Genomic DNA, 19,701 nt, shown 5'->3' on the forward strand with positions numbered 1-19,701 from the left:
GAACCACACCGGAAGCCTCTATTCGCACTCAAGCGTGATGACATGTCGATAAACCCCTTTGCGTCACTTCAGTACCGGACAGGGGCGGAAAGGGCGGATCGGACCCTGGTGCCGCAAGGGGCGAAGCGTTCCAGCACTTTTCGCGCACAGGCCTCCATACCGGCGCGCCACACCCGCCCCCTCTTTCCTTTTTCGAACGTACGTACGAAACTAGAACCATGGCCACCACCGACCGGCAGGCCACGACGCTGGCCCTCGCACACGCCCTGTCAGCCGCCGAACGCGGACTGGCCGTCATCCCCCTGTCCCGCACCAAGCTCCCGGCACTGCGCTCCCCGCACCGCGACGACCCCGCCCCCTCCCCCTGCCACGGCGCGTGCGGCCGGCTCGGCCACGGCGTGTACGACGCCTCCAGCGACCCGGCCCGCATCCGCGAACTCTTCGCCGCGGCGCCCTGGGCGACCGGCTACGGCATCGCCTGCGGCCTGCCCCCGCACCAGCTGATCGGCATCGACCTGGACGTGAAGACCGGCACGGACTCCTCGGCCGCCCTGCGCGAGCTGGCCCTGCGGCATCTGTTCACCATCCCCCCGACGGTGGTGGTCCTGACCCCGTCCGGCGGGCGTCACCTCTGGCTGAGCGGCCCGCCCGACGCGGTGGTCCCCAACTCGGCGGGCCGTCTCGCCCCCGGCATCGACATCCGGGGCGCCGGCGGCTACCTCGTCGGCCCCGGCTCCCGTACGGACCAGGGGGTGTACGCCGCGGCTCCCGGGACCGCGCACCTGGTGCCCGCCCCCTGCCCGCGCTCCCTGCTGCGGCTGCTGCTCCCGCCGCCGCGCGTCCACCACCCCACGCCCCCGTCGGCCGGCGGGCACGGCCAGGGCCTGGTCCAGTTCGTCCTCGCCGCGCACGAGGGGCAGCGCAACACCCGGCTGTTCTGGGCGGCCTGCCGGGCGTACGAGGACGGAATCGGCCCGGCGCTCGTGGATCCCCTGGTCGAAGCGGCTCTCCACACCGGCCTGTCCGAGCGTGAGGCCCGGACGACGATCGCGTCCGCGGCCCGGATGACGGGGCACCGGCCGTGAGCAGGGCCTCGTCCACCAGCACCGAAAGACCTCCATGCACCAGCACGCCCGACCGCCGGCCATGGCGCTCGCCCGCCTCGTTCTCGCCTCCGGCCGCTCGGTGGACCTCGCCGAACTGCGGTTCTCGTCGACGTACGGCGACCTGCTCTCGGCCTGCGGCGACCCGCTGGGGGGCTATCCCTGCAAGCCGGTCAACGATCTGCGGATCCGCGAGCTGCTGCGCGCCGCCGAGCGGTCCCACCCCGGCACGCCCGTCCACCTCGTCCCGCCCCCGCGCGAGCGCCCCGACCAGTACGCGGGCGGACTCGGTCCCGTCGAGGTCCTGCCCGCCGTGGCCTGCCTCGGCACGTTCCACTCCGCCGCCCTCGATCCGGCCCACGACCCGGTCCTGTACCGCTCGCGCCTGGCCGTCGTCTGGTTCCAGTCGGCCCCGCGCCTGCCGTCGGGCTGCGACACGGAGCGGGGGCTGCGGGACATCGACTGGCCGGGACTGGCCCGGGACGCCCGAGCGGTTGCGTAGGGTCGCCCGATGAGCGTTTCCCGTACGGAACTGCCGCGCTGGCAGTTCGAGTTGACCTGGTCGTTGTTCGAGTACCACCTGGAGCGGCTGGAGCCCGAGGACTTCCTCTGGGAGCCCGCGCCCCTGTGCTGGACGATGCGCCGGGCGCCCGACGGCGCCTGGGTACCGGACTGGGCGGACACCGAGCCCGACCCGGTGCCCGTCCCCACGATCGCGTGGGTGAGCTGGCACATGGGGTGGTGGTGGAGCGTAGCCCTCGACCACATGCAGGGCAGGCCGCCCCGCGACCGCACGGACATCGCATGGCCCGGCGAGGGCGCCCCGACCGTCGAGTGGCTGCGCGACCTGCGCACTCAGTGGCTGGCGGTCCTGGACGACCTCACCGACACCGACCTGGACGCCACGGCTTCGTTCCCGTCGCAGGGCGACCCCAAGTACACCGTCGCGCACATGGTGGCCTGGGTGAACGCCGAGCTGATGAAGAACGTGACCGAGATCGGCCAGCTGCGGATGCTGCGGGCGGCGTCGGCGTCAACGTCGACGGCTCAGTCCACTGTGTAGCGGTGGACCGTCGACTCCCGGGCCTGGAAGCCGAGACGCTCGTAGAGCCGGTTCGCCGCGGCGCGGTCCGGCCGGGAGGTGAGGTCGACGGTGCGGGCCCCGGCCCGGCGGGCGAGGCGCAGGGCCTCCTCGATGAGCAGGCCGGCGATGCCCTGCCCGCGCGCCGCGTCGTCGACGACCACGTTCTCGACGCGCCCCCGCGGCCCGGACGGCAGCGGCAGCAGCACGAGCGTCAGGGTGCCGATGATCGTGCCGCCGGACCGGGCCACGAGCACGGTGTTCGCATCACAGCCCACCAGGCGATCGACCGCCGCGCGGTCCAGAGGCCGGGCCGTCGTGGACAGCTGCGGGAGCAACCGCCCGAAGGCGTCGACGAGTTCCTCGCTCGGCTCGCGGATGATCTCGACACGGACGTCCATGCCGGGAGCGTATCCCCGCACGTCGGGCCATCAGCCGGAAAGAACCGAGCGGCGAACGCGCCGAGGCCGTGCCATCGTGGTGCCATGAGCATCGACGTCCGCCCGGCCACGGATTTCGACGACGTCCGTGCCGTGCTCGGGCCGAAGTCGCCCGGGGCGAATGTCTGCTGGTGCCTGAGCTACCGGATCCCCTCCAAGCTCAACAAGGAACTGCGTGGCCCGGCCCGGGGTGACCACGTCGCGGAGTTGTGCCGTGCGGACCCTCCCCCGGGCGTGCTCGCCCACGAGGGTGACGAACCCGTCGGCTGGGCAGCCGTCGCACCGCGCTCGGACACGGCCTTCGCCCGCAACCGCAAGATCCCGCACGTCGACGACCTGCCCGTCTGGTCGCTGTGGTGCGTCCGGGTCCGCCCCGGCCACCGCAAGCAGGGCATCTCGCACGCGCTCATCGCCGGCGCGGTCGACTTCGCCCGCGCCCGGGGCGCACCGGCGATCGAGGCGTACCCCCTCGACAACGGCGACGCCAAGGTCGACCTGACGATGGCCTACGCCGGGCTGAGGAAGAACTTCGAACGAGCCGGCTTCACCTACGCGGCCCCCACCACCTCGGTCCTGGCCGGCCATCCCCGCATCCTGATGCGCCTCGACCTGCGCTGAGCGGACCACATGCGAATGCCCGACCGCTGGCGACGGGGGATGCACCAGCGGTCGGGCTATGGCCAAGGGTAACAAGCGCTTGCGCGGGAGGAGCCGACTGCCCGTCAGGAAACGCCGGGTTGTGACTCGTATCACTCAACTGCCGTACAGGACCGCCCTGTTGCCGTATCGCGGTCTCATCAGCCTGCGCACGGCACATCGTAGGAGAGCCGGGGCAAGTACTCGCGCCAGGTGTCCGGCGTCAGAACACCCCGGGTCATCGAGCAGATGCGGCGTACGGCCTCGTCGGTGTCCAGGTTCCAGAGCCGGATGCTGTCGGCGCCGCTCGACACCCCGAGCATGTGGCTGTTCGGGCTGAACGCCAGGAAGTTGCCGGTCTTGGCGTTGGGTCCCATCGACTGGCCGATCGCGGTGGCCCCGGAAGGGTCGGATACGTTCCACAGCCGGACGGTGCTGTCGTTGCCGCCGCTGGCCAGGGTGCGCCCGCTCCGGCTGAACGTCAGTGACACGACCGCTTCCTTGTGACCTGTCAGGCGCGCCTGCTCGGAGGCCTCGGCGGGGTCCTCGATGTCCCAGAGGCGGACCGAGTTGTCGTCGCCGGCGCTGGCCAGGGTGCGGCCGTCGGGACTGTAGGCGAGGGCGTTGACGGCTCCGAGATGGCCCTTGAGAGGCGCGCGGAGCAGGGTCGGCCGGCCGGGGTCGGCCGCGTTCCACAGCCGGATGGTGCCGTCCGCGCTGCCACTGGCGAGCGTACGGCCGTCCGGGCTGAAGACGAGGGCGTTGACGTACCCCTTGTGACCGGTGAGGGGCGCGCCGAGCGTGCGGGGACGGGCCGGGTCACCGACGTTCCACAGCTGGACGGTGCGGTCGTCGGAGGGGGTCGCCAGGACCTGCCCGTCCGGGCTGAACGCCAGCGGGTCGGCGAGACGGGTGCGCAGGGGGATGGAAGACCCGTGCGGGACAGGGCGTCGAGGTTCGTCGACCTTCCACAGCTGCAAGGCCAGGCTGCCCGTCACCACCGCGAGGGTACGGCCGTCCGGGGAGAACTCCAGGGTCCGTACGCCGCCCTCCGGCCGGAACGGTTCGCCCATCCGCACGGGCCTGCCCGGCGTCCGCACGTCCCACAGCCGCACCCGCCCGTCGAGCGCCGCCGTCGCGAGCACCCGCCCGTCCGGGCGGAACGCTCCGGTCCGGCCGATCATGTCCGACGTCGGCAGCGACCACAGGCGGACCTTGTTGTCGCCCGCCCCGGTGGCGAGGGTGCGCCCGTCGGGGCTGAAGCCGAGCGCGTACATCTCGCCGCTGCTGCCCGCCAGGGGCCCGCCGACCTGCGACGGGTACTCCGGATCACCGACCTTCCACAGGCTCGCGGTGCTGTCCGCGCTGGCGGCGGCGAGCATGTTCCCGTCGGGGCTGAAGGCCACGGACCACACCGGCCCGGTATGGCCGGTGAGCGGCGTACCGATCGGTTCCGGGTGGCGCGGATCGGCCGTGTTCCACAGCCGTACGGTGTTGTCCGAGCTGCCGCTGGCGAGCGTACGGCCGTCCGGGCTGAAGGCCACGGAGTGCACGGTGGCGGTGTGACCGGTCAGCTGCTCCCCTGCCTCTTCCGGGCGCCGGGGGTCGGTCACGTCCCACAGCCGGATCGCCCCGTCGTCGCCACCGGCGGCCAGCGTCCTGCCGTCCGGGCTGAACGCCACCGAGCGCACGGCGGCCTCGTGCCCGGTCAGGGGCTTGCCCAGCGCCCGCGGCCGGCGCGGATCGGCCACGTCCCACAGCCGGACGGTGCGATCGTCGCCCACGGAGGCGAGCGTGCGTCCGTCCGGGCTGAAGGCGACCAGGTAGATCGTGCTGTCATGGCCGGTCAGCGGCTTGCCGAGCCGCTTCGGCCGGCCGGGGTCCGTCACGTCCCACAGCCGGATCGTGCCGTCGTCGGACGCGCTGGCGAGGGTACGGCCGTCCGGGCTGAAGACCGCGCTGCTCACCCAGCTCGTGTGGCCGGTGAGCGGCTCGCCCAGAGGCTTCGGACGCTTCGGGTCGGCCACGTCCCACAGCCGTACGGTCCGGTCGTAGCTGGCCGTGGCCAGGGTCCGCCCGTCCGGGCTGAACGTCGTGAGGTAGACGGCGCCCGTGTGGCCGACCAGCGGCGTGGCCAGCGGGGCGTTCACGATGGACATCAGGCGGCTGTTCGCGCCCTTGTCGTCCGGCCGCAGCCGGTGGGCCACCAGATCGAGCTGCGCGGACAGCGACGGATCCGTGTACTGGACGCGGTCGGCCTGGGCGAGGACCTGCTCGAACACGGCCTCGTCCCGCTGCTTCGAGGCGATGACGGCCGACCCGACGGCCAGCATCGCCAGGACGACCAGCGTCGCCACCGCGCCCCGGCTGATCCAGATGATGCGCCGGCGCAGCCTGACCGAGGCGGCCAGGAACTCCACCGCGCTCCGGGTCAGGAACGTGTCCCCGGCGGATTTCGCCCAGCCGTGGGCCTGTTCCAGCCGGGAGCCCCGGTAGAGCAGTGACGTGTCGCGGTTCGATTCCTCCCAGGCCCGGCCGTCCTCCTCCAGGCGCTGGCGCAGCAGATTGCCCTGCCGGTCGTCGTCGATCCAGTCGCGCAGGCGCGGCCAGGCGTGCAGCAGCGCCTCGTGGGTGATCTCCACGGTCTCCGCGTCGAGGGTCACCAGCCGGGCACGGACCAGCGCCTCCAGGGACTCCTCGGTCTTGCCCGGGTCGGTCGACTCCTCCGCCAGCTTCCGCCGGGTCCCCCGCCTGCGGGTGGCCTGGGTGTCCTCGCCGAGGCGGACCAGCCGGAGCAGGAGCAGCCGCGCCGCCGTGCGCGCCGCCGGGTCGAGGCCGGACCAGGCCCGCTCGGCGGTCGCCGCGACGGCGCCCTGGATGCCGCCGGCCGCGCGGTAGCCGGCCAGCGTCAGCCGGCCCGCCTTTCTGCGCTGCCAGGTGGCGAGCAGGGCGTGCGAGAGGAGGGGGAGCACGCCCGCGTCGTGCGCACCGCGCGGGCCGTCGGCGCTGACCTCCCGGACGATCAGCTCCGCCAGGCCCGGTTCCAGCTCCAGGCCGACGGCCTTGGCCGGGCCGGTCACCGCGTCGCGCAGCTCCGCCGAGGTCAGCGGCCCGAGCACCATGTGCCGGTGCTGGAGCGCGTCGGCCAGTTCGGGATATCTGAGGCACCGCTCGTAGAAGTCGGCGCGTATGCCCAGGACCACCACCGCCGGGGCCGGTTCGCCCCGTCGGGCGGGTGAGCACACGGCGTGCAGGACCTCGATGAAGGTACGCCGGTCCGCCTCGTCGGGGCAGAGCGTGAACGTCTCCTCGAACTGGTCCACTATGACGACCGGACGCGCACCGGAGGGCGCCTCGCGCCGCGCCCAGGCTGCGACGGCTGCACGGACGGCGTCCGCGGTGGGGGGAGCGCCGGGTTCCGCCGGTTCCTCGTGCTCTACGGCTGAGCCGTCGGCCGCCTCGGCCCCCGCTTCCTGGTCCTGTTCCTGTCCCTGGTCCTGTTCCTGTCCCTGTTCCGTGGCGGACGGGACATCGGACTCCCCTGCCCCGGATATGAGGACGGGCGCCAGTTCGGGGATGCGGCGGGTCAGCTCCGTCAGCGGATCACCGCCCGGGACGAGTTGCGCGACCTTGCGCGCCCGGCCGTGCTCCGCACCGTCGTCGCCGCTCAGCGCGCCGTCCCGCAGGGCGGGCACCAGACCGGCGTTCAGCAACGAGGACTTCCCCGCTCCCGACGCGCCCACGAGCATGACCAGGCCGCCCGCCTCCGCCACGGCCCCGAGCTGCGCGACGAGCGCGTCCGTGCTCCGCTCCCGGCCGAAGAACCAACGCGCGTCCTCCCGGCGGTAACAGGCCAGCCCGCGGTACGGGCTCACCCCGCCGGGCGTGGGCGGGGCCTCGGCCGAAGGCCCTTCCTGTGCCGGGGACGCCTCGGGGCGCTCGGCGACCGGGTCGGCCACCGCCCGCTCCCACAGCCGCTGCCACTGGCCGAGGTCGTACAGGCCCGGGGACACCGGCGTGGGCCGCGAGCGTCGCGCCTCGGGGATCAGTACGTGCAACACGGCCGCGAGAGCGGCGAACTGGGCGGGTACGTTCCTGGCCCGCCGCCAGTCGCTGATGCGCTGGGCGGACACCCGCACGGGCCGCCCGCGTTCGTCGACCCGCTGGAGCCGGGCGACCGCTTCGGACACACGCTTGAGCGGAGGGTTACCGGCTTCCTTGTAGAGCAGCGCGAGGCGTTCCGCGAAGGCGGTGCGTGCCCCCGAGTCGGAACTCAAGGTCTCCACTCCTTACTTGTCACGCCTGGACGTCCGGACCGGAAAACTCACTCTATACGGCTGACCTGCGGTAATGCCGTCCGTCCGGCACCGGAATCTCCTCTTCAGCAGCCTGAACTGGCAGGATCCGGACGCAGCAACGCACGATTCCGGACAGCTTCCGTCCGCTTCCATCGGCTTCCGTCCGCTTGCGTTCGCTTGCGTCCGCGCCGGACGACGGCAGCTCCACCGTTCGGCACCGGTCCCCACGAGGGGAGGGACCGGTGCCGGACGCCGTGGTCGTCCCTCCGGTGGCTCTCCCCGTCTGCAACGCGCCCTGCGACCCTGGATAACTGACGGTCCGTCAGTTATGGTCGGCGCCTGCCGTACCGCTTCCGGAGCGACGTACCAGCGACGTACAGGGGTGAGCGCGATGGAGACACGTCCCGAGAGCCCGGAGCCGCAGGGCGATCCACGTTGGGTGGCGATGCTCTACCGGCCGGCCGCGAAGTCCTGGCGGGCCGTCGCGGAGTCGCCCCACCGCGCGCCCGTGCTGTACGCGCTCGGCGAGATGACCCAGACCATGCGTGCCCGTGGCGACGAGGTGACCGTCGCGCTCTGGGGGCCGGAGGACGGCGCGTGGCAGCTGTTCGACCCACCGCTGAAGCAGACGGCTTCACCACAGCCGACGAGCCCTGACACGGAGTCCCCCGGCGAACCGACCGTGCTCGCGGAGCGGATGACCGGCCGCCGCCACCAGGTCCTCATGGCCGGGCTGGGCAAGGCGGGCCTCTACGACCTCACCCCCGAGGACGACACGACCGTCCAGGCGCTCGTCGAACGGCTCGACGAGCCCGCCGTCCGCCGGGTCGCCCACTGGCTCGCCGCCGCCGGCACCCGCTAGCCGGGCCGGTTCGGCCGGCGGCGCGCTGGGCAGAGACAGGGGCATGAAGGTCTCCGTCGACCGCGAACTCTGTTACGGCTCCGCCGAATGCGCCCACCGGGCCCCGGCGGTCTTCGAGTTCGTCGACGGATACGGCGTCGTCCGCCCGGGCCGGTCCAGCGAAGGCGACGCCCCGGAGATCCTGGAAGCGGCGGAGAAATGCCCGAGCCAGGCCATCACGATCACCGACGCGCCCTCGCAGCCGGGCCGGCCGTAGCGAAGGCTGTCGCCGATGCCGTCACCGTCACCGAGCCTGCTCGCGGTCTTCGCCCACCCCGACGACGAGTCCCTGGTGGCGGGCGGCGTCCTCGCCCGTTCCGCGTCCGCGGGCGCTCGCACGACGGTCGTCACCGCGACCTGGGCGGCGGACACCCCACGCGCCGCGGAACTGGCCGAGGCATGCCACATCCTCGGCGCCGGCCAGCCACGCATGCTCGGCCACGCCGACTCTCGCGTGCCGCACTCGGCCCCCGGCAGACCGCGCTGGTGCGACGCCCCGCTCGACGAGGCGGTGGGGGAACTGGTCGCACAGATCCGCGACGTCCGCCCGGAGATCGTCGTCACCCACGACGCGTACGGCGGCCTGACCGGTCACGAGGACCATGTGCACACCCACCGCATGACCCTGCTCGCGGTCCACGCCGCCGGACTCGAACGCCTCTACCCCGACGCCGGCGAGCCCTGGCAGCCGAGCGCCCTGTACCTGGCCACGCACCCGCACTCCGCCGTCCGGGGGTGGGGCGGGCACCTGGCCGCCACGGGCAAGACGATGCACACCGTCCCCGACGACCGCATCACGGCGACCGCCGACGTCACCCCCTGGCTGGAGCAGAAGACCGCGGCCGTCCTGGCCCACCGCACCGAGGTGGCACGGGGAGCCGCCCCGGGCCTGATCGCCGCCCTGCCGGCACCCGAGCGGGAGCGGCTGCTCGGCACCGAGTGGTACATCCGCCACGACCTCGCGGGCACGGCACCGCCGCACACGGAACTCCGGCCCTAGGCCGGTGCCCGCGCGCCGGTCAGTGCCCCACCGGAGAACTCCACCGCAGCCCCGACAGCGCCCGGGCCCGGGCTACCACGACGGCCATCCGGGCATCCCGCTCGACCCGGTCTACATGGGCCGCCGGCCCGGTCACCTGCCCCTCCCACTTCCGGTACAGCAGCCCCGCCCCCTCCGAAGCGGGCAGGGCCATCCACCCGCCAGGGCCGGCCGGGACGCACAGCGACGCCGGACGGACCTGCGCGAGGAAGCCGTTCGACTTCCAGTGGTCGAGCACGGCCCCGCGCTCGATCGGCCCCTGGTCGGGGTCGCCGGGAAACCCGGCCGTCGACCCGTCGGGCATGAGGTCCAGCACCCGCGAAATCACTGCTCGCGCCCCCACTCCACGACGAACACGCGAGAGGGGCTGCCGAGCACGCTCGACAGCCCCTCCCTTCGGCCGCTGGGGCAACCCACCTCCTGCCCCCGTCCACCAGGGCCTCGCGGGGGCCGTGGTCTACACGGGGTTCACTGCTTTCCTTGATGCTGCGGTGCCCCCGACGAAGCCGGGGGCACCGAACTGTCAATCCTGGTCCAGAATCACAACGTCATCGTCGTCCACGTCAGTGTTGTTCAGGACGCTGGGGTTGTTCAGGACGCTCGGGTTGTTCAGAACACTCGGGTTGTTCAGAACGTTGGGGTTGTTCAGAACGCTGGTAGTGTTTTCCACTTTAATGGGGATCAGAGCGACGATGTTATCGTCGGCGATTGCCGGGGATCCGAGGGCAGCAACAAGAGCCCCTGATGCGATCAGCACGCTGGCGCTTCGACGCATTTCTGTCTCCTTGACGCGGATGGACGCCGATGGAATCGGTGAAGCCATGGCAGTCTCATGCTTCCCCTACCTGGGCGGATTATCGGCCTTATCACCCGAATACCCGAGAAAGATCGTGCGGCCTCATCGGCCGAAAGGAGGAGAGGCCCCTGCTTGGTCCGCCCAGGACCGCCCGCAGAAAGGGGTCGAAGAATCGGTCCGCACAGCCTCGTTCCCCTCACCGGAGGGGCCCGCAGCCTTCTGATCCGTGGAATCGGGCATCACGCCACGAGGAGTGCCGACGGCCTCCTGTTGCAATCACTCAGGCAGCGACCAGGCGGGTGCATGACGCTTCGCTCCAGCGATGCTCACACCCCCCGGCACGGCTACGGCGCGCGACGGAATCGATGACGATCCGCCGCGCGCCGTTTGTTCCACTGGCTGCTGATCCCTATGCCAGAAGCCAGGCAATCCCTACCAGGCACATGGCCGGGTCAGCTACCGCCCAGACCACGACGGGACGTCTGCCCAGCCATGGCTGTCATGCCCATCGTGCTTCTTGCCCTCGTCGTGATGGCCGTGCTCATCGTGCTTCTTGCCCTCGTCGTGATGGCCGTGCTCATCGTGCTTCTTGCCCCCGTCATGATGGCCGTGCTCATCGTGCTTCTTGCCCCCGTCATGATGGCCGTGCTCATCGTGCTTCTTGCCCCCGTCGTGATGGCCGCCGTCCGTGGGAGTGCCCGTCGGAGTCCCAGTCGGAGTCCCGGTGGGAGTGCCCGTCGGAGTCCCAGTCGGAGTCCCGGTGGGAGTGCCCGTGGGAGTGCCCGTCGGAGTCCCGGTGGGAGTGCCCGTCGGAGTCCCAGTCGGAGTGCCCGTCGGAGTGCCCGTCGGAGTCCCGGTGGGAGTGCCCGTCGGAGTCCCAGTCGGAGTGCCCGTCGGAGTCCCAGTCGGAGTCCCAGTGGGAGTGCCCGTCGGAGTCCCAGTCGGAGTCCCAGTGGGAGTGCCCGTCGGAGTCCCGGTGGGACTGGTCCCGCACTCACCCTGGAAGATCGTGTTGGTGTCCAGATTCACGGCGCCGTTGCGGGCCAGCAGCCGGCCGTTGACGGTCGTATTCGTGTTGGCAGTGATCGTGGTCAAGGCGAGAACGTTGCCCACGAACCTGGTGCCGGTACCGAGAGTGGCCGAGCTGCCGATCTGCCAGTACACGTTGCACGGGTTGGCGCCATTGGTGAAACTCACCGAGCTCGCGGACGCCGTCGTCAGCGTCGAACCGACCTGGAACACCCAGACCGCGTTGGGGTTGCCCTGGCCGTTCAGGGTGAGGGTGCCGGTGATCTGGGCACTGACGGGCACCTTGTAGACGCCCGGAACCAGCGTCTGGCCACCGAGCTCAACGGGGTCTCCGGTGTACGTGACGTCCGGTGCCTGCCCGGCAGCCTGGTTGTACGCCGTGGTCAGATCGCTCTGGGCCTGGAGAGCCTCGGCGTCAGCGGCGTGGATGGTTCCGGGCGGCAGCACCGCGCCGGGCGGGAACCCCACGATCGCCGTACCCGGACTCACCCCGACGTTACGCTCGACCGTCGTCGGGCCGGTGTTGGTGACTGTCGAACCCGCCAGTACTCCGTAATCGCCTGCCGTACCCAGAGGCACAGGCGTGGCAACGGCTTCAGCGCGTGTCGGCGACATCGCGATCACAGCAGCGGCGATCAGCGCGGTTACTACCGCAGCGATCCAAAGCGACATGGAGCGCCATCGTGACGCACCAGGGAAATTCAGTGTCATCGAGGGGCCAATTCCTGTGAGGGGTGATGCCTGCATCGGCGGTTCTGACGATGGCATATTATTCGAGGAAGCGATCGATTCACGGTCGCCTCAAGGGCCTTCGCTGGAATTGACCAACCAATCACGAAATGCTTAATAATGCTTAATGGGCCGGACGGCGCTGACTGCTGCACTCCGGACGGGGGACTGGGGAACGTCACCAAATCGCGATTCCCCGCCGTTGACTTGCACGGGGGCGAAGCTGCTTCCCGATCTCAGATTCTGTGAAAATGGGTTGGCAGCCGCTCTCACCTATTTGGGGGCTAGAGCCTCGCCAGATGCCCGCCTGCAACCCGCCGAATACGACGCCACCGACACCGATACCGACCATCCAGGGTTGGGCGTTGGATGCGATCAACGGCGAAACGACGAGCCTGGAGAAGACCCTGAGGCCGAGCAACAGGCGCCGTACCTCATGCCTGGTCGAGCTTGCCCTGGCCCAGCCGCGTCCGCGCCGGCCAGTCGGCCATGGGCAATACCCGTGTCCACAGAGCTTCGGCTCATCGAAGTACGCCACCATGACGGGACCGGATCGCTCGCCTGGGTCTGCTCCGATCGGCGGTGCGCTTCCCCGATCGCCTGGTGAGTGTCGTCCCGGTCGCCGAACGTGGCGTGGGCGAAGGCGTTGGCCATGAACTGGCGGTCGACCCTCTGGTATGCCCCCCGGATCGCGATGCTCCTTGCGTGGCGGGCAACCAGCAGACCAGCCATCGGTGCACTGGCGAAGGACACCGTCAAGGGACGTATCGGCATCGTCATGGGTGAGCTTGGCGGCCGTGTGCAGGCCCGGCTGGGAGTCGGTTCTGTGGAAGACCTCCGACAACCCCAAGAACAACAAGGGGTCACCCTCAAGTGACCGAACCTCAGACCGCCGACGCCTGTGGTGCGGAGTGCTGAAGGATGCGTGTCGCTGCCGGGCTGTGCCCGTTGGACCAGTGATACTGGCGAGGCGTAGCGGTCCAGGGCCTGTTCCCCTCATACAGGCGGGGCCGCGCTTCTCTCCGGTTAACTGACTGGTGACCGGCGGCCTCGGGATCGCGTGGTTCGGGGCCCCGAGGCCGTGGGCCAGCGGGCGTCGGCGCGTTTGGGCTGGGCCTTGGCATGAGCCGGGCAGTAGGAGCCGGTTCCGGTGGCCAGGGATGTGCCCCACGGGCAGCCCACCCACGTCGCTCGGTCTCCGAGCGTCCAGCGATCAGCCCCGCCCGTCACCTGCGGATCACGGCCGATGCCAAGCGGCTGCACCGCACGCGTTCTTGGTCCACGCCTGGTCCACATGCACTGATCAACAACGCGACACAGCCGGATCAAGGTGAGACAGACCCCATGCGGAAGAGGCGCCCCTCAGCGAGAGGCGCCCCTCCTGACCTGCAATATCTATGACCTGCGCGGAGGCGGTGGGATTTGAACCCACGGTGACATCGCTGCCACGACGGTTTTCAAGACCGTTCCCTTCGGCCGCTCGGGCACGCCTCCCCGCGCCGGCCGTGATCGGCGGCGCGGGGACAAGGGTAACGGGTCGGTGCGCGCGGGTGGGTGTCAGCTGTCGCCGGTGCGCGAGCCCAGGGTGACGTCGACCGTCTGCTGCTTGCCGCCGCGCTCGTAGGTGATCGTGACCTTGTCGCCGGGCTTGTGGGTCCAGATCTCGCCGATCAGGGTGGGGCCGGAGTCGATCACCCGGTCGTCGAGCTTGGTGATGACGTCGCCGGGCTTGAGGCCCGCCTTGGCGGCCGGGCCGCCGGGCTCGACCGGTGCCGCGCCGCCCGCGCCCTGGTCGGTGATCTGCGCGCCGTCCGAGCTGTCGTCCAGGGAGACGGACGCGCCGATCTTCGCGTACACCGGCTTGCCGTTCTTGATCAGCTCCTGGGCGACGTACTCGGCCTGGTTGATCGGGATGGCGAAGCCCAGGCCGATCGAGCCGGACTGGCCGGTGCCGAAGCCGCCGTTGCCGGTGGACTGGATCGCGGAGTTGATGCCGATGACGTTGCCCTGCCCGTCCAGCAGCGGACCGCCGGAGTTGCCCGGGTTGATCGAGGCGTCGGTCTGCAGGGCGCTCATGTACGACGCCTGGCTGCCGCTGCCGTCGCTGGAGGCCACCGGGCGGTTCTTGGCGCTGATGATGCCCGTCGTCACCGTGTCGGACAGCCCGAAGGGGGCGCCGATCGCGATGGTCGCGTCGCCGACGGCCACCTTGTCCGAGTCGCCGAGGGTGAGGGGCTTCAGGTCGGAGGGGGCGTTCTTGAGCTTGATGACCGCCACGTCGTAGCCCTGCGCGTGGCCGACCACCTCGGCGTCGTACTTCTTGCCGCTCGGGAAGGTCGCCGTGAGCTTGCCGCCGTCCACCGCGCCCGCCACCACGTGGTTGTTGGTGACGATGTGGCCCTGCTTGTCGAAGACGAAGCCCGTACCGGTGCCGCCCTCGCCGCTGTTGCTCTCGGCCTCGATCGTGACCGTGCTCGGCAGCGCCTTGGCGGCCACGCCCGCGACCGTGCCCGGGTCGCGCTTGACGTCGCCGCCGCTGGTGGAGGCGGAGACCGTCGTGGAGCCGGAGGTCTCGTCGTTGTTCTTCGCCAGGGTGTAGCCGAGGCCGCCGCCCAGACCGCCCGCGACCAGCGCGGCAGCCAGGATCGCGACGACCAGACCACCGCGGCCGCGGCCGGGCTTCGGCGCCGGCTGCTGGTAGGAGGAACCCCAGCCGCCCGCTCCGTAGCCGGCACCGCCGTCGCCGTACGACGATCCGGCACCGCCGTCGCCGTACGACGGGGTGGCCGGGGGCGGGGGCGGCGGCCAGGAGGGGTCGGGGGCGGAGGAGGAACCGCCGGGATGCCCGGCGGCACCGGAAGCGCCCTCTCCATGAGCGGCCTGCCCCTGGGCGTCCTGCCCGTACGGCCCCTGGGGCGCCGGAGCAGCGGGAGCATCCACCGGCACGGGGGGTGCGGACGGGGCGGGGGGTACCGCGGTGCCCTCGTTCTCGGTGCTCACAGCTTCTCTCCTCGATCCACGGCTGCTTTTCCTGGGTCGCACTCGGTCACGCTTTTTCACGCTGGCGACGGTCCGGCGCGATACAGCTGTGCTTGTCCCTTTGTATGCCGTCAGCTTTTCCCACGGGACGTCAGAGCACCATAAGCGGTGGCTGTGGGTCCGCGGCCATTCTTTATATAGGTCATTACTGGCGAAAAGGATGCAATTCCGGCGCCTCCGTACGGGCCTGTGAATCCGTCGGGTCCGTACGACCGGACGCGTACCCGGACTCGGTGGCACCATGACGCGGTGACCCACGCACGGCAGCATGTGATTCAAGTCGTCGCCCACCGCGGAGCCTCCGAGGAGGCCCCGGAGCACACCCTGGCCGCGTACACCAAGGCGATCGAGGACGGTGCGGACGCCCTCGAGTGCGATGTGCGCCTCACCGCCGACGGCCACCTCGTGTGTGTGCACGACCGCCGGATCAACCGTACGTCCAACGGCCGCGGCGCGGTCTCCGCCCTGGAGCTCGCCGACCTCGCCGCCCTGGACTTCGGCTCGTGGAAGACGCGCGAGGCCTGGAAGGGGCGCGACGAGGAACCCGACTGGGAGCACCCCCCGGAGGACCGCGAGGCGACCTCCGTACTCACCCTGGAGCGGCTGCTCGGACTCGTCGCCGACGCCGGGCGCCGGGTGGAACTGGCCATCGAGACCAAGCACCCCACGCGCTGGGCGGGACAGGTCGAGGAGCGGCTGCTGGCCCTGCTGAAGCGCTTCGGCCTCGACACCCCGGCCACCGCCGAGGAGTCCCGGGTGCGGGTGATGAGCTTCTCGGCCCGCTCGCTGCACCGGGTGCGGGCCGCCTCGCCGACCCTGCCGACGGTCTACCTGACGCAGTTCGCCTCGCCCCGGCTGCGGGACGGGCGACTGCCCCTGGGCGTGGGGATCGCCGGCCCCTCGATCCGGATCGTGCGCAACCACCCCGTCTATGTGGAGCGCCTGAAACGGGCCGGCCACCAGGTGCACGTGTGGACCGTGAACGAGCCGGAGGACGTGGATCTCTGCATCGACCTCGGCATCGACGCCATCATCACCAACCGTCCGCGTGCCGTGCTGGACCGCCTCGGCCGCTGAGGCCGACCACACAAGTCCCACCAGACCCACGCACACCCCTTGACCTCACGCCTTGACGGGCGGGATCCTCCCGTCTCGGCCACACCGACGAAAACAAGCCATGCGATTACGGGGAGTGCTCCGGCGCGTTCGGTCCGTATTCGATCGTGGTGAATGCGTCACAGGACGTTGATTGGCCGGTTTCCGGTACAGGCCAATGGGGCATCCACACCGTGGCGTGGGGCGAAGGAGGTCTCGGGGGTGGCGTTGGTGGTGGCACAGGAGGTGCCCACGTCGTCGAGCATGGCCGTACCCCATGGCCCTGCGGGCGTGGGGAAAGCAAGGCACCGTATGCGTTCACAGTTGCGCAGCGGTGGCGTAGCGGATTCGGTCATCGACGACGCCGTACTGATCCTTTCCGAACTTTTGAGCAACGCGTGCAAACACGGCAGGCCACTCGGCGACGCCCTGTCCGGTGACGGCGACGTGCTTGCCGCGTGGCGTGTGGACCCGGCCGGCAGGCTCATCGTCGAGGTCACGGACGGCGGCGGCCCGACCCGCCCCGCCCCGGCGACCCCGTCGGTCACGGCGCACGGCGGCCGCGGGCTGAACATCATCACCGCGCTGGCCGACGACTGGGGCGTACGCGACGACATCCGCGGCGAGGTCACGGTGTGGGTCATCGTCCACGACGACGTGTACGACCCGGACGCCGGCCACCGCCGCGACGACTTCGTGACGCGCGTCGCGGCCCCGGCGGTGTCCCAGATACCCGGGCTCGACTTCGCGGACGCCTTCGAGGACATGGACTGAGCGCTGGACCGAGTGCTGGGCACCGAGCGCCCGTACGCGGCGCTGCACCGAGTGTTGTCCACAGGATCCCGTCGCCCGAGGCCCGAACGGCTAGGCTCGCGACCGTACGAGACGAGCCGTAACCGGGAGACCATCGATGGCCAAGAAGCGACCCCAGACGAAGGCCAAGCGCCCGCAGATCACGGATGGCGAGGTCCCGGTTGTAGGCGCCCGCGAGCCCTGCCCCTGCGGCAGCGGCCGCCGCTACAAGGCCTGTCACGGCCGGGCCGCGTCCCACGCCGCGACCGAGCTGGTGCACCGCCCCTTCGAGGGCCTGCCCGGCGAGTGCGACTGGGTGGCCCTGCGCGAGCTGGTCCCGGCGGCCACGGTCGAACTGCCCCTCAAGGACGGCCTGCCCGAGGGCGTCCCCGCGGTCACACTGGCCACGGTCCTGCCGATGGCCTGGCCCGCCCTGCGCCGTGACGACGGCTCGGTCCTGCTCGGCCTGCAGAACGACACCTCGTCCGGCGACATCAGCCGCGACCTCGCCGACACCCTCCAGCGCGCCCTGGAGGCCCAGCCCGGTACGCCCGTGCAGGGCCGCCGCGCCCCGGCCGGCGGTCCGCGGCTGCAGGATCTGCTCGACCCGGAAGGCACCTTCGCGCCAGAAGTGCACAGCGGATTCGAGTTCTGGGTCCCGGACACGGAGAACGCCACGCCGGAGGTGACCGCCTCCCTGGAGCGGGCCAACGCCGCGGCCATCCCGACCGTCAAGCTCCAGAGCGTGGACGCCGCCTACTGGTGCGAGACGCCGGAAAAGAACCATTTGCGTTGGGTCATGCCACACGCCGAGGAGCAGCTTCTGGACGCTCTCGCGCGGCTGCACGCCGCGGGCGGCTCCAGCCTCGGCGAGGGCACCCGCCTGGTGGGCTCCTTCCGCGCTCACGGGCTCACGGTGCCGGTGTGGGACCTGCCGAGCGGGGTCACGGCCGAGGACGTGGAGAAGCCGGCGGCGGAGTTCGCCGAACGCCTCGCCACCGCCCTGGCCACGGAAGCGCCGCTCACCCCGGACGAGCGCCGCGCCCGCGGCGGCCTCACCAACCGGCAGGTCACGCTCAGCTGACGTTCGCCGACGGGTCCGGCCGGCCGCCACCCCGGCCCGCCGGACCCGCACGCCTCGGGACGGGTGACTCCCCTCACAACTCCCGCTGGAGACAAGCCAGTCGGTGACTGGAAAGGGCGAGAGCGAATTTGCGAACCGCCGATCTCTTGTTACCGTTCCTGTAGCCCGGTTGCTGGTGCATCCCCCGTCGCCAGCAACCGGGTCTTTTCGTCCGTGCGACCGTTCACCGAGCGCAGCCGCTCGTCAACTACCCGTCCACGCGGGTGAGTTGCTTCCCGAGCGCAGCAGCAGCGGCCCCTGTCCCGCCCGCCGGGCGAACTCCGCGACCGCCGTGTACGCCGCCAGATTCCCCCGCACCGGCTCCCGGGGCGTCTCGCACGTCCGCGGCTCGTCCTCGGGGCTCACCGCGCACGTCATCCGCACGGTCCGGGCACCGGGCTCCATCAGGGTCAGTACGGCGTCCAACGCCTCGCCGGTCGCGTTGCGGTAGTAGGTCCGCGCCCAGGTCCGCGCACCCTGCGTCACGACACAGGTCTGCGCCTCGATGCCGTCGGGGGAGGAAACTTCGGGACCGCAGCGCACGGCGGTCGCCAGGCCCTGGCCGAGCGTGGGCAGGGTGGGAACGGCGGAGGGCGCGCTCTTGGACACCCCGAGCGCCTTGTCGTCGGCACCCGGGGAGGGACGTACCTCGTCCTGCACGGAACCGGAGGCGGGGCCACCGCGTTCGGCGGCGCCCTCCGAACGAACGGAATGCCGATCGGAATGCACGGAGCCCGCGGACGCCACCGCCAGCGGCAGTGCGACCGCACATACCGCCACGACGCCCGCGAGGGCGAGCAGTCTGGTCTTTCGGGGGTCCCGGGAGCGCCCCCGGGCATGACGCGGCATGAACCCGGAACTTAACGCCCCGGGGCCGAGGCCGGGCCCGGCGCGCCCGACGGTCCTAGAACTCGGGCGCGCTCACACCCGTACGAGTGAGGGCTTCGACCACGGCGTCCACCACGGCCTCGACATCGGGCACCCACGGCGAGGCGGAGCCGGGCAGCGGCGCCCGCTCCCAGCGGATCTCGCCCTGGCCCGTCTCGGACGGCGGCAGGGCCAGATAGCCGCCCTCGCTGTGGAAGCGGAGGGAGCCGGGCACGAAGTCCTTGGCGTAGAGCAGTTCGCCGAGCTGCTCCATGGAGTACGGCTTCACGAGGATCGCCCAGCGGGCGGGGGAGGCGACGACCGGGCCGAGCCGCATGCCCATCCGGTCGAGCGCCTCGAGGGCGCGGGCGGCCGGCAGGGCGGGCAGCGACACCGCGCAGGGTGCCTTGCCGCCGGTGGCCATCACGATCGGCGCCGTGGGCCGATTGCCCCACCACCAGCGGACCATGCGTCCGTCGGTGGTGGCCGCGAGGAGGCCGGGGTCGAAGGGGTGCGCGCCGGGCACCGTGCACTCGGGGTCGGGGCAGCCGCAACGGCCCGTCCCCTGCGGGTCCGCCGCCACGCCCGGGAGTACGGGCCACTGCCATTCCGTCGCGTAAGTCAGGGCCGCGCCGATCAGCTCAGGCGTCCCGTCACCGCGCTTGGACAGGAGCCTGCGTCGCCTTCCGAGGATCTCGCGCATGAGCGCTCGTTCCTTTCCGTTGCACGCCTG

Annotated in this window: 18 protein-coding genes, 1 tRNA gene and 2 pseudogenes; 11 read left to right on the top strand and 10 right to left on the bottom strand. The window is 71.3% G+C overall.

What is annotated here, in order from left to right:
• The first annotated feature begins 218 nt into the window (after nucleotides 1-218).
• Genes ACZ58V_RS23395 through ACZ58V_RS23405 form a run of 3 tightly spaced genes read left to right on the top strand, consistent with a single transcriptional unit; the run spans nucleotide 219 to nucleotide 2,166 of the window.
• On the top strand, nucleotides 219-1,085 hold the full coding sequence (locus ACZ58V_RS23395; protein WP_468196857.1) for a bifunctional DNA primase/polymerase: 867 nt from the start codon (nucleotides 219-221) through the stop codon (nucleotides 1,083-1,085).
• Nucleotides 1,086-1,119: 34 nt separating this feature from the next.
• Nucleotides 1,120-1,605 carry a hypothetical protein gene (locus ACZ58V_RS23400; protein WP_468196859.1) on the top strand — a complete coding sequence of 162 codons (486 nt, stop codon included), beginning with the start codon at nucleotides 1,120-1,122 and terminating at the stop codon, nucleotides 1,603-1,605.
• Between the two features lie 9 nt (nucleotides 1,606-1,614).
• A complete protein-coding gene (locus tag ACZ58V_RS23405; RefSeq protein WP_471291989.1) occupies nucleotides 1,615-2,166 on the top strand; it encodes a DinB family protein in 552 nt (183 codons plus the stop codon).
• On the opposite strand, the gene ACZ58V_RS23410 is transcribed toward ACZ58V_RS23405, so the two are convergent.
• On the bottom strand, nucleotides 2,151-2,585 hold the full coding sequence (locus ACZ58V_RS23410; protein WP_471291991.1) for a GNAT family N-acetyltransferase: 435 nt from the start codon (nucleotides 2,583-2,585) through the stop codon (nucleotides 2,151-2,153). The two genes, ACZ58V_RS23405 and ACZ58V_RS23410, sit on opposite strands and share 16 nt — an antisense overlap.
• Before the next feature lie 84 nt (nucleotides 2,586-2,669).
• Here ACZ58V_RS23410 and ACZ58V_RS23415 point away from each other — a divergent pair, with 84 nt between their 5' ends.
• Complete coding sequence (locus tag ACZ58V_RS23415; protein WP_468196865.1) at nucleotides 2,670-3,242, top strand: GNAT family N-acetyltransferase; 573 nt, start codon at nucleotides 2,670-2,672, stop codon at nucleotides 3,240-3,242.
• 179 nt (nucleotides 3,243-3,421) lie between these two features.
• Here ACZ58V_RS23415 and ACZ58V_RS23420 read toward each other — a convergent pair whose 3' ends face one another.
• Nucleotides 3,422-7,546 (bottom strand): WD40 repeat domain-containing protein, encoded by a 4,125-nt coding sequence (locus ACZ58V_RS23420; protein ID WP_471291994.1) that lies wholly within the window; start codon nucleotides 7,544-7,546, stop codon nucleotides 3,422-3,424.
• Nucleotides 7,547-7,949: 403 nt separating this feature from the next.
• On the opposite strand from ACZ58V_RS23420, the gene ACZ58V_RS23425 reads away from it, so the two are divergent.
• The 3 genes from ACZ58V_RS23425 to ACZ58V_RS23435 are packed head-to-tail and all read left to right on the top strand — an operon-like array spanning nucleotide 7,950 to nucleotide 9,459.
• Nucleotides 7,950-8,420 (top strand): hypothetical protein, encoded by a 471-nt coding sequence (locus ACZ58V_RS23425; RefSeq protein WP_468196870.1) that lies wholly within the window; start codon nucleotides 7,950-7,952, stop codon nucleotides 8,418-8,420.
• Nucleotides 8,421-8,463: 43 nt separating this feature from the next.
• The gene (locus ACZ58V_RS23430; RefSeq protein WP_468196873.1) at nucleotides 8,464-8,676 is read left to right on the top strand and encodes a ferredoxin; all 213 of its coding nucleotides are present in this window, start codon (nucleotides 8,464-8,466) and stop codon (nucleotides 8,674-8,676) included.
• A gap of 15 nt (nucleotides 8,677-8,691) precedes the next feature.
• The gene (locus ACZ58V_RS23435; protein ID WP_471291998.1) at nucleotides 8,692-9,459 is read left to right on the top strand and encodes a PIG-L deacetylase family protein; all 768 of its coding nucleotides are present in this window, start codon (nucleotides 8,692-8,694) and stop codon (nucleotides 9,457-9,459) included.
• A 19-nt stretch (nucleotides 9,460-9,478) separates the two neighbouring features.
• Here the strand turns inward: ACZ58V_RS23435 and ACZ58V_RS23440 are convergent.
• The 4 genes and pseudogenes from ACZ58V_RS23440 to ACZ58V_RS23455 form a co-directional block, all read right to left on the bottom strand.
• A pseudogene (locus tag ACZ58V_RS23440) lies at nucleotides 9,479-9,820 on the bottom strand (glycosyltransferase family 2 protein); the annotation flags it as partial.
• 201 nt (nucleotides 9,821-10,021) lie between these two features.
• Nucleotides 10,022-10,321 (bottom strand): hypothetical protein, encoded by a 300-nt coding sequence (locus ACZ58V_RS23445; RefSeq protein WP_468196877.1) that lies wholly within the window; start codon nucleotides 10,319-10,321, stop codon nucleotides 10,022-10,024.
• 622 nt (nucleotides 10,322-10,943) lie between these two features.
• Nucleotides 10,944-11,288 (bottom strand): hypothetical protein, encoded by a 345-nt coding sequence (locus ACZ58V_RS23450; RefSeq protein ID WP_471292718.1) that lies wholly within the window; start codon nucleotides 11,286-11,288, stop codon nucleotides 10,944-10,946.
• A gap of 71 nt (nucleotides 11,289-11,359) precedes the next feature.
• Nucleotides 11,360-12,091, bottom strand: a pseudogene (locus ACZ58V_RS23455) (ice-binding family protein); the annotation flags it as partial.
• A gap of 613 nt (nucleotides 12,092-12,704) precedes the next feature.
• Between ACZ58V_RS23455 and ACZ58V_RS23460 the strand changes: the two are divergent.
• Complete coding sequence (locus ACZ58V_RS23460) at nucleotides 12,705-12,929, top strand: hypothetical protein (RefSeq protein WP_471291999.1); 225 nt, start codon at nucleotides 12,705-12,707, stop codon at nucleotides 12,927-12,929.
• A 530-nt stretch (nucleotides 12,930-13,459) separates the two neighbouring features.
• On the opposite strand, the gene ACZ58V_RS23465 is transcribed toward ACZ58V_RS23460, so the two are convergent.
• Nucleotides 13,460-13,546, bottom strand: a tRNA-Ser gene (locus ACZ58V_RS23465).
• A gap of 63 nt (nucleotides 13,547-13,609) precedes the next feature.
• Nucleotides 13,610-15,052: a S1C family serine protease gene (locus ACZ58V_RS23470; protein WP_468196882.1), complete on the bottom strand. Its 1,443-nt coding sequence runs from the start codon at nucleotides 15,050-15,052 to the stop codon at nucleotides 13,610-13,612.
• A gap of 288 nt (nucleotides 15,053-15,340) precedes the next feature.
• Between ACZ58V_RS23470 and ACZ58V_RS23475 the strand changes: the two genes are divergently transcribed.
• The 3 genes from ACZ58V_RS23475 (at nucleotide 15,341) to ACZ58V_RS23485 (ending at nucleotide 18,062) form a co-directional block, all read left to right on the top strand.
• Nucleotides 15,341-16,168: a glycerophosphodiester phosphodiesterase gene (locus ACZ58V_RS23475; RefSeq protein WP_468196884.1), complete on the top strand. Its 828-nt coding sequence runs from the start codon at nucleotides 15,341-15,343 to the stop codon at nucleotides 16,166-16,168.
• Nucleotides 16,169-16,321: 153 nt separating this feature from the next.
• A complete protein-coding gene (locus tag ACZ58V_RS23480) occupies nucleotides 16,322-16,960 on the top strand; it encodes an ATP-binding protein (RefSeq protein ID WP_359891353.1) in 639 nt (212 codons plus the stop codon).
• A gap of 136 nt (nucleotides 16,961-17,096) precedes the next feature.
• The gene (locus tag ACZ58V_RS23485) at nucleotides 17,097-18,062 is read left to right on the top strand and encodes a DUF5926 family protein (RefSeq protein WP_468196888.1); all 966 of its coding nucleotides are present in this window, start codon (nucleotides 17,097-17,099) and stop codon (nucleotides 18,060-18,062) included.
• A gap of 243 nt (nucleotides 18,063-18,305) precedes the next feature.
• On the opposite strand, the gene ACZ58V_RS23490 is transcribed toward ACZ58V_RS23485, so the two are convergent.
• Together ACZ58V_RS23490 and ACZ58V_RS23495 are read right to left on the bottom strand one after the other, a co-directional pair.
• Nucleotides 18,306-18,950 (bottom strand): hypothetical protein, encoded by a 645-nt coding sequence (locus ACZ58V_RS23490; RefSeq protein ID WP_468196890.1) that lies wholly within the window; start codon nucleotides 18,948-18,950, stop codon nucleotides 18,306-18,308.
• Between the two features lie 55 nt (nucleotides 18,951-19,005).
• Complete coding sequence (locus ACZ58V_RS23495) at nucleotides 19,006-19,671, bottom strand: bifunctional DNA primase/polymerase (protein WP_184593751.1); 666 nt, start codon at nucleotides 19,669-19,671, stop codon at nucleotides 19,006-19,008.
• Nucleotides 19,672-19,701: the final 30 nt, after the last annotated feature.

It is taken from the genome of Streptomyces sp. NPDC040589 (assembly GCF_055594445.1).

Bases quoted from the DNA above. Each gene is read 5' to 3' on its own strand.
- ACZ58V_RS23395 (WP_468196857.1), top strand. From the start codon at position 219: ATGGCCACCACCGACCGGCAGGCCACGACGCTGGCCCTCGCACACGCC.
- ACZ58V_RS23400 (WP_468196859.1), top strand. From the start codon at position 1,120: ATGCACCAGCACGCCCGACCGCCGGCCATGGCGCTCGCCCGCCTCGTT.
- ACZ58V_RS23405 (WP_471291989.1), top strand. From the start codon at position 1,615: ATGAGCGTTTCCCGTACGGAACTGCCGCGCTGGCAGTTCGAGTTGACC.
- ACZ58V_RS23410 (WP_471291991.1), bottom strand. From the start codon at position 2,585: ATGGACGTCCGTGTCGAGATCATCCGCGAGCCGAGCGAGGAACTCGTC.
- ACZ58V_RS23415 (WP_468196865.1), top strand. From the start codon at position 2,670: ATGAGCATCGACGTCCGCCCGGCCACGGATTTCGACGACGTCCGTGCC.
- ACZ58V_RS23425 (WP_468196870.1), top strand. From the start codon at position 7,950: ATGGAGACACGTCCCGAGAGCCCGGAGCCGCAGGGCGATCCACGTTGG.
- ACZ58V_RS23430 (WP_468196873.1), top strand. From the start codon at position 8,464: ATGAAGGTCTCCGTCGACCGCGAACTCTGTTACGGCTCCGCCGAATGC.
- ACZ58V_RS23435 (WP_471291998.1), top strand. From the start codon at position 8,692: ATGCCGTCACCGTCACCGAGCCTGCTCGCGGTCTTCGCCCACCCCGAC.
- ACZ58V_RS23445 (WP_468196877.1), bottom strand. From the start codon at position 10,321: ATGGCTTCACCGATTCCATCGGCGTCCATCCGCGTCAAGGAGACAGAA.
- ACZ58V_RS23460 (WP_471291999.1), top strand. From the start codon at position 12,705: ATGAACTGGCGGTCGACCCTCTGGTATGCCCCCCGGATCGCGATGCTC.
- ACZ58V_RS23480 (WP_359891353.1), top strand. From the start codon at position 16,322: ATGCGTCACAGGACGTTGATTGGCCGGTTTCCGGTACAGGCCAATGGG.
- ACZ58V_RS23485 (WP_468196888.1), top strand. From the start codon at position 17,097: ATGGCCAAGAAGCGACCCCAGACGAAGGCCAAGCGCCCGCAGATCACG.
- ACZ58V_RS23490 (WP_468196890.1), bottom strand. From the start codon at position 18,950: ATGCCGCGTCATGCCCGGGGGCGCTCCCGGGACCCCCGAAAGACCAGA.
- ACZ58V_RS23495 (WP_184593751.1), bottom strand. From the start codon at position 19,671: ATGCGCGAGATCCTCGGAAGGCGACGCAGGCTCCTGTCCAAGCGCGGT.